Genomic DNA, 17,103 nt, shown 5'->3' on the forward strand with positions numbered 1-17,103 from the left:
CGCCAGTCTAGGAGCGGGGACGGACATGCGTCCGGATCAGACGCCGACCGGGACCGCGGAGACGGTCGCATCGATCGTGAACTGCCCGAGCACGCGCGTGCCGACGTAGAGCACGGCGGTCTGCCCCGGGGCGACGCCGTCGAGCGGCGTGTCCGGAACCACGCGGACGCCCTCCGACGTCACGGTGGCCGTGGCGGGAACCGGCTCGGCATGCGCGCGGATCTGCACGTCGCACGCGAACACCGACGCGGTCGGCGCGGCGCCGGCCCAGCTGAACCGCTCCCCCGCGATCTCGGCGATCGCCAGGGCCTCCTTCGGGCCGACGACCACCGTGTTCGACACGGGGCGCACCTCGAGCACGAAGCGCGGCTTGCCGTCCGCCGCCGGGACGCCGAGCTTGAGTCCGCGCCGCTGACCGACCGTGAACGCATGAGCACCCTCGTGCGCACCGACGACGGCACCGGAGCGGTCGACGATCTCGCCGGTGGCCGTGCCGGCCTTCTCGGCCAGCCAGCCCCGGGTGTCCCCATCCGGGATGAAGCAGATGTCGTGGCTGTCGGGCTTCTGCGCGACGCTGAGACCACGCTCCTCGGCCTCCGCCCGCACGAGCGCCTTCGACGGCGTGGTCCCCAGTGGGAAGTAGGTGTGCGCGAGCTGGTCGGCCGTCAGGACGCCGAGCACGTAGGACTGGTCCTTCGCGTTGTCCGATGCCCGGTGCAGTTCGAGGCCCTCCGCGCCGTCGACGAGGGTCGCGTAGTGTCCCGTGCACACGGCGTCGAAGCCGAGTTCCAGGGCGCGCTCCAGCAGGGCGGCGAACTTGATCTTCTCGTTGCACCGCATGCAGGGGTTGGGAGTGCGACCGGCACGGTACTCGGCGACGAAGTCGTCGATCACGTCATCGCGGAAACGCTCGGAGAAGTCCCAGACGTAGAAGGGGATGCCCAGGAGGTCGGCGGCCCGGCGTGCGTCGAGGGCGTCCTCGATGGTGCAGCAGCCGCGGCTGCCGGTTCGGAGCGTTCCCCCGGCGCGGGAGAGCGCCAGGTGCACACCGACCACGTCGTGCCCCGCCTCGACGGCACGCGCGGCCGCGACGGCGGAGTCGACACCACCGCTCATGGCCGCAAGGATTCGCATGGGACCAGTCTACGAGCGCCTGGCTGCGCGGGACCCGGATGCGCGTTCGTAGGCCTCGCCGATCGCGGCGAGCACCGCATCCACATCCTCGGCGGTGGAGGTGCGCCCGAGGGAGAAGCGCAGCACGCTCCGGGCGTCCGTCTCGCTGCGCCCCATCGCCATCACGACGTGCGAGGGCTCGGCGACCCCTGCCTGACAGGCGGATCCCGTCGAGGCCGACACCCCGGCCACGTCGAGGAGGAACAACAGGCTCTCCCCCACCGCGCCGGGGAAGAGGAGGTGAGCCGTGCCGGGGAGGCGGTGCTCGGGGTCGCCCAGAAGCTCGGCGGCCGGCACCCGCGCGCGGATGCCCTCGACCAGGCGGTCGCGCAGGTCGCCCACCCGGACGCTCTCGGCGGCCCGCTCACGCTCGGCGAGCTCGATCGCTGTCGCCAGCGCGGCCGCTCCCGGCACGTCCTGGGTGCCCGCCCGCAGACCCCGCTGCTGGCCGCCGCCCCGCAGGAGCGGTGTCAGTCGGGCCGACCGCGCCGCCACCAGCGCCCCGACGCCGACCGGCGCTCCGACCTTGTGGCCGGCGATGCTGAGCGCCACGAGGCCCACGCCGTCATCCGCACGGCCCCGCAACTCGCGGAACGACAGCGGGACGTGTCCGAGCGCGGCGACCGCATCGAGGTGCAGCGGCACTCCGGCGCCGGCGGCCGCAGCGGCCAGGGCGGGGGCGTCGTTGATCGTCCCCGTCTCGTTGTTGGCCACGAGCGCTGTCGCGAACGCGGCATCGGGGAGAGCCGCCGCGAAGCGGCGCTCATCAATCCGCGCCCGCGGAGACAGCGGAACAGCGCGGGCCTCGGCGCCGTCGGCCACCAGGGCCGCGACCGTGTCCATCGTCGCGTGATGCTCGCCGTCCGGCACCACGACAGCCGTCGTCCCCGGACGACGCGAGTGCCACAGCCCCTGGAGGGCGAGATTGATCGACTCCGTCCCACCGGAGGTCAGCACCACCTCGATCGGGTCGGCCCCGAGCACCGCGGCCACGCGCTCCCGGGATTCCTCGAGCACGCGGCGCGCGTCCTGCCCGGATCCATGCGTCGACGACGCGTTGCCGACGAGGACGGACGCCTCCAGCCACGCGTCCCTGGCCTCCGGGCGCAGCGGGGTGGTCGCCGCGTGGTCGAGATAGTGCCGCATGCTTCGATTCTCCCCGATCCGCGCCCCGGACGGTCCGTCTGCGCGTGAGACCGGGTGCGTCCTGTCATGAGACTGAAATGCAACACGTTTAGGGTGTATCCATGTCCTCGTCCCCCGACTCCGTCGTGCCCGGTGGGGCGATCCTCGACAATCTCGGCGTCCGGCTGCACGACGGTGTCGGCACGCTGCGGGTCTGGTCGCAGAACGCCTCCGCTGTCGAGCTCGTCGTCTTCGACGCGACGGACCTCGACTGGGTCGTCGACCAGGCTCCGCTCGAACGGCGGCCCGGGGGCGTCTGGGAGGTCACGACGCCGTTGCTGCAGCCCGGAGTCCGCTACGCGCTCCGCGTCGAGGGCCCGCACGGGCCCGGCAACACGTTCAACCCGGAGACGCTGCTCCTCGACCCCTACGCGCGGGGCCTCGCCCAGGGACACGGCTACCAGGAATGGCGGGCCGTGGTCATCGAGGACGGCTTCGACTGGGGCGGCTCCACGAAGCCGCGCATCCCCGCCGACCGGACGCTGATCTACGAGGGCCACCTCAAGGGACTGACCAAGCGGCACCCCGACATCCCGCCTGCGCTGCACGGCACCTACGCGGGCCTCGCGCATCCGGCCATGATCGCGTACCTCCGCACGCTCGGGGTGACGTCGGTGGAGCTGCTCCCCGTCCACGCCTTCGTCCCGGAACCGCGACTGCTGGAGCGGGGGCTGACGAACTACTGGGGCTACAACACGCTCAACTTCTTCACCCCGCACGCCGCCTATGCGACGGAGGACGCGCGGAAGCGGGGACCAGAGGCGATCATCGCCGAGTTCAAGGGCATGGTCCGGCTGCTGCACGAGGCCGGTCTCGAGGTGATCCTCGACGTGGTCTACAACCACACGTCGGAGGAGGGAATCGGCGGACCGCGCTCCAGCCTCCGCGGGATCGACAACGCCCGGTACTACCGGCAGGACGACACCGGCGTGTACGTCGACACCACCGGATGCGGCAACACCCTCAACACCGCGACCGATGCCGGAGCCCGACTGGTGCTGGACTCGCTCCGGTACTGGGCGGAGGAGATGCAGATCGACGGCTTCCGCTTCGATCTGGCGACGGCGATCGCTCGCGACGGCGCACACACCTACACCCCGGATCATCCGCTTCTGCAGGCGATCGCCGCCGACCCCGTCCTCGCGGAGACCAAGCTCATCGCGGAACCCTGGGACGTCGGTCTGGGCGGCTGGCAGACGGGCAACTTCCCCGCCGGGTGGCACGAGTGGAACGACCGGTACCGCGACCGGGTGCGCAACTTCTGGCTGAGCGACATCGACTACGCGCGACGGGCCTCGGCACCGGTCGGGATCGGCGGTTTCGCCACCCGCCTCGCCGGCTCGTCGAACACCTTCAGCGAGGAGCGCGGACCGCTCGCGAGCATCAACTTCGTCACGGCGCACGACGGGTTCACGCTGCACGACCTCGTCTCCTACGACGTCAAGCACAACGAGGCCAACGGCGAGCACAACCGCGACGGCGCCGACCTCAACCGCTCCTTCAACCACGGCGTCGAGGGGCCGACCGACGATCCCGCGATCCTCACCGCGCGGCGGAAGGCCATGCGCAACCTGCTCGGCACCCTGCTGCTCTCGGCCGGCATCCCGATGCTCACCGCCGGCGACGAGGTGGGGCGATCCCAACGGGGCAACAACAACGCCTACGCGCAGGACTCGCCGCTCTCCTGGCTGTCCTGGGAGCTCGAGCCCTGGCAGGACGACCTCCGGGCGCACGTCGCGCACCTCGCCCGTCTGCGCGAGGAGAACCCCGCGCTGCGGCCGAGCCGGTACGCGCGCCTCGGCGAGCACATCCCGAACGCCTCGGTCATGGACTGGTACGACCAGGACGGCGCGACCATGGAACCGGCGCAGTGGGCCGACCCCGGCAACCGCACGCTGCAGTACGTCGCCGCCTCCACGCCGGACAAGGAGGCCGCCAACCGCATCCTGCTGATCGTGCATGGCACGGAGGCGCCGATCGACGTGCGGCTCCCGGAGGAGATCGACGGCGCCACCCGGTTCGTCTCGCTCTGGTCGAGTGCGGAGGAACGCCCGTCGGAGGCCGAGGAGACGTTCGCGCCGGGCGATGTGCTGCCCATCCCCGGCACCTCGATGCGCTTGTTCCGCGTGGACTGATAGCACGCTTCGGCGCCGGGGTCGAGCGGTAGGTTCCGGAAGGCCCGAGCGGTAGATTCGGCATGTGACTGCACGTGCTGGAACCCGACCCACGGCTCTGCGGAGCCCCGTCCAGATCCCGGCGCGCGCCGCCGACGTCGACCTGCCCGGAGCGCTGCGGACCACCCGGATCCCGCTGTTCGACGGTACCCCCGCGGTACCAGGAGGCTTCCCCGCCAAGGCGTTCGCCGGCGAGGTCGTCCCCTTCCGTGTCGTCGCCTTCCGCGAAGGGCACGATCTCATCGGCGTGCATCTGCGCCTGACCTCTCCGACCGGCGAGGAGAGCCTGCACCGGCTGACGGCCCTCGCCGACGGCACCGACCGCTGGCAGGCCGAGATCGCCCTCGATGCGGAGGGCCTGTGGTGGTACCGCTTCGAGGCGTTCTCCGACGACTTCGCGACCTGGGCGCACGCCGCGCACGTGAAGGTCGCCGCCGACATCGACGTGCCCGTGATGGCGGCGCTCGGCGCCGAGCTCCTCCGCAGAGCGGCCGCCGAGAAGGATCGTCCCGCCGCGCAGCGCACGCGCCTGAAGGCTCGCGCCGAGGCACTCGATGCCGGCGACGCCGCGACCACGGCGGCGGCGGCCGTGGATCCCGACCTCGCCGCGATCTTCCGTGACCGCCCGATCGCCACGCTCCGTTCCGCCTCCGCAGAGCAGGCTCTCCGCGTGGAGCGCACCCGCGCGGGGGTCGGCGCCTGGTACGAGTTCTTCCCCCGGTCCGAGGGCGCGCGTCGACTCAAGGACGGCACCGTGCGCAGCGGGACGTTCCGCACGGCCGCGAAGCGTCTGCCCGAGGTCGCCCGGATGGGGTTCGACGTGATCTACCTCGTCCCTGTGCACCCCATCGGCACGACCAACCGCAAGGGTCGCAACAACACCCTCGTCGCCGAAGCGGGCGATCCGGGCTCGCCGTACGCGATCGGAGCGGCGGAGGGCGGACACGACGCGATCCATCCGGACCTCGGCACCCCCCAGGACTTCCGTGCCTTCGTGCGCGCGGCGCGGAAGGAGGGCCTGGAGGTCGCCCTCGATCTCGCGCTGCAGGCCTCGCCCGACCACCCCTGGGTGCGCGAGCACCCGGAGTGGTTCACCACGCTCCCGGACGGCACGATCGCCTACGCCGAGAACCCGCCCAAGAAGTACCAGGACATCTACCCGCTGAACTTCGACAACGATCCGGAGGGCATCGCGGGCGAGATGCTGCGGATCGTCCGGCATTGGGTGGCCGAGGGGGTCCGGATCTTCCGCGTGGACAACCCGCACACCAAGCCGCTGCAGTTCTGGGAATGGCTGATCGCGACGGTCAACGAGACGGACCCCGACGTGATCTTCCTCGCCGAGGCGTTCACCCGACCTGCCGTGATGCGCGCGCTCGCCGCGGTGGGCTTCCAGCAGAGCTACAGCTACTTCACCTGGCGCAACACCAAGGCCGAGCTGGAGGAGTTCCTCACGACGATCTCCCGCGAGACGGCCGACTACATGCGCCCGAACCTCTTCGTGAACACCCACGACATCCTCACCGAGTACCTGCAGTTCGGCGGGCGTGCCGCCTACCGCATCCGCGCGTGCATCGCCGCCACCGCGGGCCCCGTGTACGGCGTGTACGCCGGATACGAACTCATCGAGAACGTGGCCCGTCCCGGTTCCGAGGAGAACATCGACAACGAGAAGTACGAGTACAAGTTCCGTGACTGGGCGGGGGCCGAGGAGCGCGGCGAGTCGCTGGCGCCGCTCCTGCGGCGCCTGAACGAGATCAGGGCCGCCCACCCCGCGCTGCGCCAGCTCCGCAACCTCGATCTCCATTGGAGCGACGACGACGCGATCCTCGTGTACAGCAAGCACCTCGATGCGGCGTTCACGGACAGCGGCCGCCCGGACACCCTGATCATCGTCGCGAACGTCGACCCGCACTCGGTGCGCGAGACGACCGTCCACCTCGACACCACGCGCTGGGGCGTCCCCCTGGGCGAGAGCTTCGAGGTGGAGGACCTGCTCACCGGCAGCGTCTGGACCTGGAGCGATCACAACTACGTCCGGCTCGACGCCTTCGCCGAGCCGGTCCACATCCTGAAGGTGAGGGGGCGCGCATGAGCAGCATCGACGACACCGCGAACATCGACCGGGAGGCCGTGGCGGAGGGCCGGCACCACGACCCTCACGCCCTGCTCGGCGCTCACCCCGTCCAGGACGCGGCTGGGCGGACCGTCACCGTGATCCGGGCTCGTCGTCCGCTCGCGGAGGCGGTGGAGGCGGTGTTCGGCGACGGGAGCCGCCTGACGCTCCTCCATGCCGCGCACGGCGTGTGGGAGGGCACGCACCCCGGACCGCCGCTCCCCTACCGCCTCGCGACCCGCTACCGCGGCGAGGAGGAGAGCATCGTGGGCGACCCCTACCGCCACGCGCCGACGCTCGGCGACCTCGACCTGCACCTGATCGCCGAGGGCCGTCACGAGCGCCTCTGGGAGGCGCTCGGAGCACATCCCCGCATGCAGGGCGACGAGCGGGGCGTGTCGTTCGCCGTCTGGGCGCCCGATGCCACGGCCGTCCGGGTGGTGGGCGACCACAACGGCTGGAACGGCGAGGGGCACGCCATGCGCTCCCTCGGCGCCAGCGGCGTCTGGGAGCTCTTCATCCCCGACCTCCCCGTCGGCACCCGCTACAAGTTCCAGATCCGGACGCGGAGCGGCACCTGGATCCTCAAGGCCGACCCGATGGCGCTGGCGGCGCAGGTTCCGCCGGAGACCGCGTCGGTCGTCACCGCCTCGTCGTACGTCTGGCAGGACGGCGCGTGGATGACCCGGCGCGCCGCCACGCATGCGGTCGCGCAGCCTCTGGCGGTGTACGAGGTGCACGTCGGCTCCTGGCGCGGCGGCCTGAGCTACCGCGAGATGGCGGATCCGCTGATCGCGCACGTGCAGGAGACGGGGTTCACGCACGTCGAGTTCATGCCCCTCGCCGAGCATCCGTTCGGCGGGTCGTGGGGATATCAGGTCAGCGGCTACTACGCGCCGACGAGCCGGTACGGCTCCCCCGACGACCTGCGATACCTCATCGACCGCCTGCACCAGGCCGGCATCGGCGTGATCATGGACTGGGTGCCGGGACACTTCCCCAAGGACGACTTCGCGCTGGCCCGCTTCGACGGTCAGCCCCTCTACGAGCACCCCGACCCCCGCCGCGGCGAGCATCAGGACTGGGGCACGCTCATCTTCGACTACGGCCGCCCCGAGGTCCGCGGGTTCCTCGTCGCGAACGCGCTCTACTGGTTCGAGGAGTTCCACGTCGACGGTCTGCGCGTCGACGCCGTGGCGTCGATGCTCTACCTCGACTACTCGCGTCGCGAGGGCGAATGGGAGCCGAACATCCACGGCGGACGCGAGAACCTGGAGGCGATCCGCTTCCTCCAGGAGGTCAACGCCACCGCCTACCGGCTGCACCCCGGGATCCTCATGATCGCCGAGGAGTCCACGAGCTTCCCCGGCGTCACCGCGCCGACGGACCACGCGGGTCTCGGGTTCGGATTCAAGTGGAACATGGGGTGGATGAACGACTCGCTCCAGTACATCGGCAGAGACCCGATGTACCGGGCGCACCACGAGGGCGAGATGACGTTCTCGTTCGTCTACGCGTTCGGCGAGAACTACGTCCTGCCGATCAGTCACGACGAGGTCGTGCACGGCAAGGGCAGCCTGCTCTCGAAGATGCCCGGCGACCACTGGCACAAGCTGGCGAACGTCCGTGCGTACCTCGCCTACATGTGGGGGCACCCCGGCAAGAAGCTGCTGTTCATGGGCCAGGAGTTCGGCCAGCTCGCCGAGTGGTCGGAGGGGCGCGAGCTGGACTGGTGGCTCCGCGACCAGCCCTCGCATGCCCAGCTCCAGGACTTCGTCGCCGCGATGAACGGCGTGTACCGGGCGCAGGCGCCGCTCTGGGAACGGGACAGCGACGGCTCCGGTTTCACACGGCTCGGGGCGCCGAGCTGGGATCCGTCCGTCATCGCGTTCGAACGGCGGGACGCGCACGGCGGACGTCTCGTCGTCATCAGCAACTTCGCCGGGGTGGAGCGCACCGGGTACCGCCTGGGCCTGCCGCGCCCCGGCGTCTGGCAGGAGATCCTGAACTCCGATGCCGCCGTCTACGGCGGACGCGGTTCCGGCAACCTCGGGATGGTGATCGCGGAGCCCGGGGACGGAGGCGCCCCGACGGCCTCGATCACGCTGCCGGCTCTGTCGACGCTGTGGCTCCGTCATCAGCCGGAGCCCCACGTCCCCACCGTGAACAACGGCTGACGCGCGACCGCGGACGATCGATCCGCGCGGGACGCTTCCCGCGCGGATCGATCAGAAGAGCAGCGAGGAGAGCCGGTTGCGGGCGGCGATCACGCGGGGGTCGCCGGCTCCGATGAGACCGAAGAGCTCGACCAGGCGCTCGCGAACGGGTGCGCGCTGATCGGACGGCAGCTCCGCGAACAGGTCCAGCAGACGTCCGAAGGCGTCGTCGACGTGCCCGCCCGCGAGGTCCAGGTCGGCGACGTCGAACTGCGCCTGCAAATCCTGCGGTGCGGCGGCGGCGGCAGCGCGCGCGGCCTGGAGGTCGAGTCCCTGCACGCGGTCGAGCAGGCGGACCTGACCGAGACCGGCGATGGCGTCCTCGTCGCGCGGGTTCTCGGCGAGGGCCTTCTCATAGGCGGTGATGGCGGCACGGTAGTCCCCGCGCTCGATCGCGGCGAAAGCCTCCGCGTGCAGCGGCGGCAGCTCGGGCTCGGCAGGGGCGGTGGCCTCGGTCGCCTCGACCTCTCCGACGGGCAGCGAACCGGACACGCCGTTCTGCGCAGCCACCTGCAGCAGCTGCGCGAACACCTCGCGGACCTGCTGCTCCGGAACCGCGCCCGTGAACATGGGGACCGGCTGACCGGCGATGAGGGCGACGACCATCGGGATCGACTGCGCCCGGAAGCTCTGCGCGAGCTGCGGGTTGGCGTCGACGTCGACCTTGGCGAGGAGGACGCGACCGCCGAGCTCGCGGGTGACCTTCTCGATGATCGGGCTCAGCTGCTTGCACGGCCCGCACCACTCGGCCCAGAGGTCGACGACGACCGGCACCGTACGGGAGAGCTCGAGCACCTGGCCGAAGTTCTCATCGGTGGCGTCGACGACGACATCCGCGACCAGAGGCCCGGCAGGGGTGCCGGACGAGCCGGCGGCCGGCCCGGACGGGCGGTTGCGCAGACTGGACAGGTCGACGGCACCGCGCAGGGCGGCGGGAGAGATCTCGCTCACTTGATCACCTTCACGGACACGAGGTCCTGGCGCGACGCCAGGAGCCGGATCGGGTCGCTCGATCCCTGGGAGGGGACGGCGAAGAACAGCTGGAACGCATAGGTCGTCTCGGCGCCCTTGGCGGACTCGTTGGCGCCGGTGAGGGCCTTGGCCTCCTCGTTGTCGCCGAAGCGGATGACGACGTCGGAGGAGGTGGGGGTGATCGTCTCGACGTCGAGCACCGAGACGGCGACGATGGCGCCGCTGTCCAGGGTCGTCAGGGAGACCGGATCCTCCTCGGTCGGCGTCATGTCGAAGGCCGCCGTCGAGGTCTCCGCGGCACCCGCGTCGGCCAGCCCCTGCACCAGGCTCTGGCGGCTGTCGGTGATCGACTTCGCGAGGTTGAGAGCCAGCTCGTCGAACTGCCCGTACGACTCGCTCTTCTCCCCGTTGTCGACGACGTCCGCGAAGGCGGCGGCGACCTCGTCCGGGGGCACCGACAGGAACGCGGAGTCCGCGGGGACGAGGGAGGTGCCGAGCCAGCTCGCCGCCACCTCGGGGAAGGCGGCGTCGGCCGACATCTCGGCCATGTTCGTGACCTTGTAGTTGGACCAGGGGTCCGCCTGCGTCATGGTGAGGACGACGGGCGGAACGGTGTCGTCGCCGGTGCTCTTCGAGAGCATCAGGACGGTGCGGGGCCAGCGGTCGGTCGCCTCCGGGAGGACGACCTCGACGTCGTCGGTCGGGATCGCCGCCGGGGCGGGGCGGTCGGGCAGCTTGTCCCGCAGGGCGTAGTCCGTGGTGCGGGTCGCCAGCGCGGTCCCGTCCAGGCGGGTCGCCGCGAGATCGAGATCCTTCTCCTCGTCCGCCTTCACCAGGGTCTCGGAGATCTCCCCGAGGATGCGGTCGGCCTGCGTCTCGGTGACCGCCGGGGGCTTCTGGTTGTCGGGGGCGATCACGGTGGGGCTGGGCGACGGCGACGCGGACGCGTCCCCGAACTCCGGCCACGACTCCGCGCTGCAGCCGGCGGCCAGCACAGCCGTCAGGCCGAGCGCGGGCACGACGAGCAGACGCCGACGACGTCGCGGACGCACACCCTGCATGGCGTTCTTCCCCTCCGTGGGCTTCTCGTCGACGACCTCCGCGTCCTCCACGTCATCCTTCCGCTCCGGAGCCTGGGGCTCTGCGCCGTCCGCAGCCTCGAGCGCCTCCCGCTCGGACGGCGGGAGCGCGGCCACGTCGATCGGCTGCGTCGTGGGCAGGGGGCCCGGGCCCTTCCGGCGCGGACCACGGCCACGACGCTGGTGACGGATCGCGAGCACGTAGAGCACGAGCCCCACCAGCAGCACGATTCCCCCCGCGACCATCAGAGGACCCGCCAGCGGGGTCCGCGTGTCCAGCGGCCAGGAGACGACGATGTCGTCCGGGGCATCCTTGGTGCCGTCGTAGGCGATGAGCACGCTCGTCCCCTCGGGGAGCTGCATGGTGTCGGTGGAGAGGAAGTTCTTCTCGCTGAACGAGTCGAGCCAGAGGTCGGATCCCGCAGGGTTGCGCCCGGCGGGCTCCGCGGAGTCCTCATCCTCCGGCGCGGACGTCTCGGAGTCGTCCGGCGCGGGCGTCTCGTTCGAGTCCTCGGGGTCCGGTGCTACGACGTGCTCGACGAGGAGCTCGTCCTCGTCGCCGACGGTGACGTGGTTGTACTCGGCGTCGGAGAGCCAGGCCTCCATGTCGGCCGTACGGCCGTAGCTCGCGAAGATCTCCCCCTCGCCGCGGATCAGCACCTTCTGCGCGCCGGGGTTCACCCGGAGCACATCGCCGTCCATCAGCACGTAGGGAGCCGGCTCCTCGATGTCGACGCGGGCCTCTTGGGAGGAAGGCCCGACGAAGACGGTGCGTTGGGCGATCCCCGCACCGATCAGCACGGCAGCCAGCACGAAGGCCACGACGGCCCATACGAAACGCACGAATAGTCTCCTCACGCACCACGGCTTCCCGCCCGTGACGCCACACTCGACATTTCAGACTAGCGAAGTCACCTGTGTGTTGACCACGAGGCCCCTCCCCTGATCCCGGTCCGGCACGTCGGCGACGTCCCGTGCCCGGTCATGGGTAGCCTTGCTGCAGCCGTTCCGAGGAGTCTGCATGAAGATCCACAACCCGTTCCGCACCGCCCTCGTGGCGACACTGGGCGTGGGCCTCGGCATCGTGCTGATCAGCAGCGTGCAGACACTGTCGACGGTGCTGCTGTACATCGGCACCGCCCTCTTCCTCAGCCTCGGCCTCGACCCGCTCGTCACCTTCCTCGAACGACGGCGCCTGCCCCGCTGGCTCGCGGTCCTGGTCACGATCGTCGCCGTGCTGGCGGTCTTCAGCGGCATCGTGCTCATCGTCCTCCCGGTGCTGGTCGACCAGATCTCGCAGCTCATCGCGCAGATCACGACCATCGTGCAGCGCGGAACGGCGATCGAGGATCTGAGGTCGTGGATCCAGGAGACGTTCCCGAACCTCCGCGTCGACGACGTGTTCGCCTACGTCGAGGACTGGCTGGCGACGAACCTCGCCGAGATCGGCGGATCGATCGGACAAGGCGTGCTCGTCGCCAGCGGGGCCGTGCTGAGCGGCGTGTTCGGCGCCTTCATCGTCCTCATCCTGACCATCTACCTCACGGCGTCCACGCCCTCGCTCAAGCGCGCGGTGTACCAGCTCGTCCCGGCGTCCAAGCGCGACCGCTTCATCGACCTCTCCGAGCAGATCACCGACTCCGTGGGCTACTACGTCATGGGACAGGTCAGCCAGGGCGTCATCAACGGCATCCTCAGCGCCGTCTACCTGACGATCATCGACGCGCCGTTCCCTGCCGTGCTCGCCGTCGTCGCCTTCTTCTTCTCGCTCATCCCCCTGGTCGGCACGCTGACGGGCTCGACGATCATCGTCCTCGTCTGCCTGATCCCGGGGCTCGGCTCCCCCGGCACAGCTCTGGCCGCCGCGATCTACTACCTCATCTACATGCAGATCGAGGCGTACGTGATCTCGCCGCGGATCATGAGCCGCGCCGTGTCGGTGCCCGGCGCCGTGGTCGTCGTGGCAGCCCTCGCCGGAGGAAGCCTGCTCGGACTGCTCGGCGCGCTCATCGCGATCCCCGTGGCGGCCAGCATCCTCATCATCTACCGGCAGGTGCTGATCCCGCGCATGAACGAGCGGTGACCGCGAACGTCGCGGGGCGTCAGTCCTCCGTCGGCCAGTGCGTCGGCAACGGCAGCGCGGACGGGTTGACCGCGGCGACGATCTCGGTGAGCACGCGCCGCGTCTGCGTCTCCCCCACCCACAGGTGCTTCCCGCCCTCGACCGCGATGAGGTGCGCGTGCGGGATGCTCGCGAACCGCTCCCGGGCCTCCTCCGGGCGCAGGTAGTCGTCCAACTCGGGCACGAGGATGACCACCCGATGATCCGTCCCCGCCCAGGCCGCGACCTCCTCGGCCGTCGCGCGATGCAGCGGCGGCGAGAGCAGGATGATGCCCTCGATGTCGTGATCGGCACCGTACTTCAGGGCGAGCTCCGTTCCGAAGGACCACCCGACGAGCCAGGGACGCGGCAGTCCGCGATCCCGCACGAAGTCCATCGCGGCGGCGACGTCGAACTGTTCCGCACCCCCGCCGTCGAACGACCCCTCGCTCGTGCCGCGGGGGGACGTCGTGCCGCGGGTGTTGAACCGCAGGACGGCGAGGTCGGCCAGGGCGGGAAGGCGCGCGGACGCCTTACGGATGATGTGCGAGTCCATGAAGCCGCCGGCCGTCGGCAGCGGATGCAGCGTGACGAGCGTCGCCAGCGGTGCGGCCGTCTCCGGCTGTGCCAGCTCACCCACCAGCGTGAGCCCGTCGGCGGTGTGCAGCTCGATGTCCTCGCGCCGCGCCGGGAGCTCGAGCGGTCCGCGGATCTCCATGGTCATGCGATCCTCCAACAGTGGTTGTGCCAATGCCTGCGGTCGGCCAGCGCCGCCGCCTCCCCCAGGACACCGTCGGCGCGCCAGGCGACGAGATGCGCCGTCCCGGGGTCGACGGAGCGCCCGCAGCCAGGGCAGACGTACGCCTTCTGCGCCTGGACGGCGGAGACGGGCTGCACCGTCCACTCGACACCGCGGCGGACCTCGGTGCGCTTCCACCCGGCCAGAAGGCGGTCGAAGGAGTCTTCGCCCTCAGGGCGCGCGGAAGGACGTCGGCGGGACCGGGGCATGGTGCCGGCTCACCACCAGTGGTTGGTGACCCAGAAGTTGTAGGCGCCCGCCCAGCTCCCGTACCGTCCGGTCGCATAGCCGGTGGCCCAGCGGAGGTTGTCGACGGGGTTGTAGCCGTTGCCGGGCACCTTGCTGCAGGGCAGAGCCTGGACCAGGCCGCAGGCGCCGGACGAGGAGTTGGTGGCGTTCGGGTTCCACCCGCTCTCCCGCGACACGATGTAGTCGACGTACTGCCAGTCGCCCTGAGCGATGCCGGCCGCGGCCATCCACTCCGCCGGCGCGCCGCCGCCGCTGTACGGCGGAAGACCGCCGCCGGAGGAGCCGCCCTGCGAATCGGACGACGGCGTGCTCGCGGGCGCCGCCGGCTTCGGCTTGGGCTTGGGCTTCGGCTTGACGTACACCTCGAACGAACCGCGCTCGACGGGGGTGATCGCTGCGCCTTCCACCGTGACGGTGAGGTTCTGCGTGTCCGCGAGAGCCGCGGCGTAGACGGAGTCCGGGGCTTCCGTGGCGACCGGCTGCGCGAGGGCGACGCCGGTCGGCGCGACCATCGCGGCGGCGAATCCGACGACCGCGAGAGAGCTGAAGACGCCGACGACGCCCCGACGGCGCGACCAGCGTCGCGTGCCTCGGGAGGCGGACGTGGCCGTCGCTGCGGGTACCAGCGCGGCGTCGCTTCGTTCGGGAATCATGTCGTTTCGGGAGTTCACGATGGAGGACAGTTTACGCATACCTGCCTGAACAGGCCATCAGGCAGGCTCAGCGGACCGCCAGGATGACGTCGATCGTGGCGTCGAGGAGCGCGTCGACCTGCTCCTCGCGGTAGCCGCCGCGCTGCATGCGGAACGCCGCCGACCGCAGCTGCTCGGCGGTCAGCGGGTCGCCGTCGCGCAGGTACCGGACGATGCGGGACGTCACGTGATCGACCTCGTCGACCCGGTATCCGAAGGTGAGGAATCCGGTGCGGGCGAAACGATGCCGTCGCGGACGGGCCAGGTGATCCAGGATCACCTGCGCATCGGCTCTGGCCTGTTCCACCCAGGCCCCTGCGCCGCGGGCGCGCACGGCGCGCTCGCGCTCTCGGGCCGCGAACGCATCCTCGACCCGGCCGAGCGCGGCATCGACCTCACCCACCACGTAGCCCTCCTTGACGAGGGGGAACGAGGCGGTGCGCACGTCCTCTGCGGTGAGATCGTCGCCGCCGCTCTCGAACGCCTGACGGGCCGAGGCGAGGAAGCCGTCCACCGCCGCGCGGTGATAGCCCTTGGTGCGACCGCTCGTGAGCGCGAACGCGGGCTTCACCGTGCTGCGCGCGGAGGTGTCGACTCCATCGTCGTTGATCACAGCACCGCTGTCGTTCATCAGAGCACCAACCAGGGAGAGAGAAGGAAGTACAGGCACAGGGCCGGGATGGTCGACAGCAGGATGCTGTCCAGGCGGTCGAGGAGCCCACCGTGGCCCGGAAGCCAGGAACTCATGTCCTTGATGCCCAGGTCCCGCTTCAGCATCGACTCGCCGAGATCGCCGAGCGTCGCGGACAGCAGGATCGCCGCGCCGAAGATCACGCCGCCCCACCAGGGCAGATCGAGCAGGAACATGGCCAGGAGAACGCCGGCCGCCAGAGAGGCGACAACGGCGCCGCCGAAGCCCTCCCACGTCTTCTTCGGGCTGATGCGGGGCGCCATCGGGTGCCGCCCGAACGCCAGACCGGCCGCATACGCCCCGGTGTCGGCGGCCACCGCGATCGCGATGAAGCTCAGCACCCACCACTGGCCGCCCTCCTGCTCGAGCAGGATGAGGGCGACGCCGGCGAGGAACGGCACGTACACCTGGACGAAGCCGCCGATCACGGCGTCGGTGAGCACGTCGCCGTAGGTGCGACCGTCCTTGGCGACCATCTGGGCGAGCAGCCGCCACACGATGACGAAAGCCACGGACACGAAGAGCATGACCCAGCTGAGCCATGGCTCGGCGAAGTACGCAGACAGCACCAGGAAGGTGGCCGCGACGAGCTGCGGGATCACGTCGACACGACGCCCGGCGGCCCGCAACGCGCGCGACAGCTCGTAGACGCCCAGGAGGGCTGCAGCCAGCGCGAACGGCACGAACAGCGCCTTGATGAACAGCAACGAGCCGAGGAGGGCCGCGCCGAAGGCGAGGCCGATCACGATCGCGAGCACGAGGTCCCGACCGGTGCGCTGCTTGATGCGCTCGTTCGCCTGATCGAACTGATCACGGGCGTGGGAGACATGCGTCCCGAACTCGTCCCGCGCCTGACGCCACTGCTCGCGGATCGCGTTGTGGTCCGCGGTGTCCAGGCGCTCCGCCGTCGCGGACGGAGCGGGAGGCGTCCCGGGGAGAGGCGGACGCGGCGGCACGTTCCCGGCGTCGAAGCCCGGGAAGGAAGCGTCCCCGAGCGGGGCTCCCCCGTCGGAGGCCCCGTCCGGCTGTGCCTCCCGGCGGGTCACCGGAGTGCCCTCCTCGGCGCCGCGCGATTCATCGGACATACGAGCTACACCTCGAGGAGTTCGGCCTCTTTGCGCTTGAGCGCGTCGTCGATGAGGTCGACGTGCTGACGGGTCAGCGCGTCCAGCTCCTTCTCGCCGCGGGCGATCTCGTCCTCGCCGAGCTCGCTCTTCAGGCCGTCCAGCTCGTCCTTCGCCTTCCGGCGGATGCCGCGGACGTGGACCTTCGCGTCCTCGGCCTTGGACTTCACGAGCTTCACGTACTCCTTGCGGCGCTCCGCCGTGAGCTCCGGCATCGTGACGCGCACGAGGTTGCCGTCGTTCGTGGGGTTCGCCCCGAGGTTCGGCATGTCGCGGATGGCCTGCTCGATCGCCTTGAGCGCGGACTTGTCGTACGGCGTGATGATGAGCGTGCGCGCTTCCTGGTTCGCGAGCGAGGCGAGCTGCGCGAGCGGGGTCGGCGTGCCGTAGTAGTCGACCAGCACCTTCTGGAAGAGCTGCGGGTTCGCACGACCGGTGCGCACCGTGGAGAAGTCCTCCTTGGCAGCCTCGACGGCCCGGGACATGCGGGTGGTGGTTTCAGCGAGGACGTCCGCGATCACGGTGGCTCCTA

General features: G+C 70.6%; 14 protein-coding genes. 4 read left to right on the forward strand and 10 right to left on the reverse strand.

The window, feature by feature from the left end; genetic code table 11:
* Positions 1 to 36: 36 nt before the first annotated feature.
* Both mnmA and ACIQID_RS03215 read right to left on the reverse strand, forming a co-directional pair.
* A complete protein-coding gene (gene mnmA / locus ACIQID_RS03210; protein ID WP_400281929.1) occupies positions 37 to 1,134 on the reverse strand; it encodes a tRNA 2-thiouridine(34) synthase MnmA in 1,098 nt (365 codons plus the stop codon).
* Between the two features lie 9 nt (positions 1,135 to 1,143).
* Positions 1,144 to 2,319: a cysteine desulfurase family protein gene (locus tag ACIQID_RS03215; protein WP_312672618.1), complete on the reverse strand. Its 1,176-nt coding sequence runs from the start codon at positions 2,317 to 2,319 to the stop codon at positions 1,144 to 1,146.
* 101 nt (positions 2,320 to 2,420) lie between these two features.
* On the opposite strand from ACIQID_RS03215, the gene glgX reads away from it, so the two are divergent.
* The 3 genes from glgX (at position 2,421) to glgB (ending at position 8,825) form a co-directional block, all read left to right on the forward strand.
* Positions 2,421 to 4,493: a glycogen debranching protein GlgX gene (glgX, locus tag ACIQID_RS03220; protein ID WP_312672619.1), complete on the forward strand. Its 2,073-nt coding sequence runs from the start codon at positions 2,421 to 2,423 to the stop codon at positions 4,491 to 4,493.
* A gap of 64 nt (positions 4,494 to 4,557) precedes the next feature.
* Positions 4,558 to 6,627 carry a maltotransferase domain-containing protein gene (locus tag ACIQID_RS03225; RefSeq protein WP_312672620.1) on the forward strand — a complete coding sequence of 690 codons (2,070 nt, stop codon included), beginning with the start codon at positions 4,558 to 4,560 and terminating at the stop codon, positions 6,625 to 6,627.
* A complete protein-coding gene (gene glgB, locus ACIQID_RS03230; protein ID WP_312672621.1) occupies positions 6,624 to 8,825 on the forward strand; it encodes a 1,4-alpha-glucan branching protein GlgB in 2,202 nt (733 codons plus the stop codon). The genes ACIQID_RS03225 and glgB overlap by 4 nt, the downstream gene beginning before the upstream one ends.
* 51 nt (positions 8,826 to 8,876) lie before the next feature.
* On the opposite strand, the gene ACIQID_RS03235 is transcribed toward glgB, so the two are convergent.
* Both ACIQID_RS03235 and ACIQID_RS03240 read right to left on the reverse strand, forming a co-directional pair.
* On the reverse strand, positions 8,877 to 9,815 hold the full coding sequence (locus ACIQID_RS03235) for a tetratricopeptide repeat protein (protein ID WP_312672622.1): 939 nt from the start codon (positions 9,813 to 9,815) through the stop codon (positions 8,877 to 8,879).
* Entirely contained in the window at positions 9,812 to 11,758 is a 1,947-nt protein-coding gene (locus tag ACIQID_RS03240) for a glycosyl transferase (RefSeq protein ID WP_312672624.1), read from the reverse strand. The genes ACIQID_RS03235 and ACIQID_RS03240 overlap by 4 nt, the downstream gene beginning before the upstream one ends.
* Before the next feature lie 178 nt (positions 11,759 to 11,936).
* Here ACIQID_RS03240 and ACIQID_RS03245 point away from each other — a divergent pair, with 178 nt between their 5' ends.
* On the forward strand, positions 11,937 to 12,998 hold the full coding sequence (locus ACIQID_RS03245) for an AI-2E family transporter (protein ID WP_312672625.1): 1,062 nt from the start codon (positions 11,937 to 11,939) through the stop codon (positions 12,996 to 12,998).
* 19 nt (positions 12,999 to 13,017) lie between these two features.
* Here ACIQID_RS03245 and ACIQID_RS03250 read toward each other — a convergent pair whose 3' ends face one another.
* The 6 genes from ACIQID_RS03250 to frr form a co-directional block, all read right to left on the reverse strand.
* A complete protein-coding gene (locus tag ACIQID_RS03250) occupies positions 13,018 to 13,734 on the reverse strand; it encodes an alpha/beta hydrolase (RefSeq protein ID WP_312675021.1) in 717 nt (238 codons plus the stop codon).
* A 2-nt stretch (positions 13,735 to 13,736) separates the two neighbouring features.
* A complete protein-coding gene (locus tag ACIQID_RS03255; protein ID WP_312672627.1) occupies positions 13,737 to 14,024 on the reverse strand; it encodes a hypothetical protein in 288 nt (95 codons plus the stop codon).
* A gap of 9 nt (positions 14,025 to 14,033) precedes the next feature.
* Positions 14,034 to 14,717: a transglycosylase SLT domain-containing protein gene (locus ACIQID_RS03260; RefSeq protein ID WP_312672629.1), complete on the reverse strand. Its 684-nt coding sequence runs from the start codon at positions 14,715 to 14,717 to the stop codon at positions 14,034 to 14,036.
* A 67-nt stretch (positions 14,718 to 14,784) separates the two neighbouring features.
* A complete protein-coding gene (locus tag ACIQID_RS03265; protein WP_396654651.1) occupies positions 14,785 to 15,366 on the reverse strand; it encodes a DivIVA domain-containing protein in 582 nt (193 codons plus the stop codon).
* 20 nt (positions 15,367 to 15,386) lie between these two features.
* Complete coding sequence (locus ACIQID_RS03270; RefSeq protein ID WP_400281938.1) at positions 15,387 to 16,532, reverse strand: phosphatidate cytidylyltransferase; 1,146 nt, start codon at positions 16,530 to 16,532, stop codon at positions 15,387 to 15,389.
* Positions 16,533 to 16,537: 5 nt separating this feature from the next.
* A complete protein-coding gene (gene frr / locus ACIQID_RS03275; protein WP_060922801.1) occupies positions 16,538 to 17,092 on the reverse strand; it encodes a ribosome recycling factor in 555 nt (184 codons plus the stop codon).
* Positions 17,093 to 17,103: the final 11 nt, after the last annotated feature.

This window comes from Microbacterium sp. NPDC091676, from assembly GCF_044756645.1.
GTDB lineage: Bacteria > Actinomycetota > Actinomycetes > Actinomycetales > Microbacteriaceae > Microbacterium > Microbacterium paraoxydans_D.

What these genes read in the sequence shown, in the direction of transcription:
- mnmA (WP_400281929.1), bottom strand. Translation starts at nt 1,134, where the DNA reads ATGCGAATCCTTGCGGCCATGAGCGGTGGTGTCGACTCCGCCGTCGCG.
- ACIQID_RS03215 (WP_312672618.1), bottom strand. Translation starts at nt 2,319, where the DNA reads ATGCGGCACTATCTCGACCACGCGGCGACCACCCCGCTGCGCCCGGAG.
- glgX (WP_312672619.1), top strand. Translation starts at nt 2,421, where the DNA reads ATGTCCTCGTCCCCCGACTCCGTCGTGCCCGGTGGGGCGATCCTCGAC.
- glgB (WP_312672621.1), top strand. Translation starts at nt 6,624, where the DNA reads ATGAGCAGCATCGACGACACCGCGAACATCGACCGGGAGGCCGTGGCG.
- ACIQID_RS03245 (WP_312672625.1), top strand. Translation starts at nt 11,937, where the DNA reads ATGAAGATCCACAACCCGTTCCGCACCGCCCTCGTGGCGACACTGGGC.
- ACIQID_RS03250 (WP_312675021.1), bottom strand. Translation starts at nt 13,734, where the DNA reads ATGGAGATCCGCGGACCGCTCGAGCTCCCGGCGCGGCGCGAGGACATC.
- ACIQID_RS03255 (WP_312672627.1), bottom strand. Translation starts at nt 14,024, where the DNA reads ATGCCCCGGTCCCGCCGACGTCCTTCCGCGCGCCCTGAGGGCGAAGAC.
- ACIQID_RS03260 (WP_312672629.1), bottom strand. Translation starts at nt 14,717, where the DNA reads ATGATTCCCGAACGAAGCGACGCCGCGCTGGTACCCGCAGCGACGGCC.
- ACIQID_RS03270 (WP_400281938.1), bottom strand. Translation starts at nt 16,532, where the DNA reads ATGTCCGATGAATCGCGCGGCGCCGAGGAGGGCACTCCGGTGACCCGC.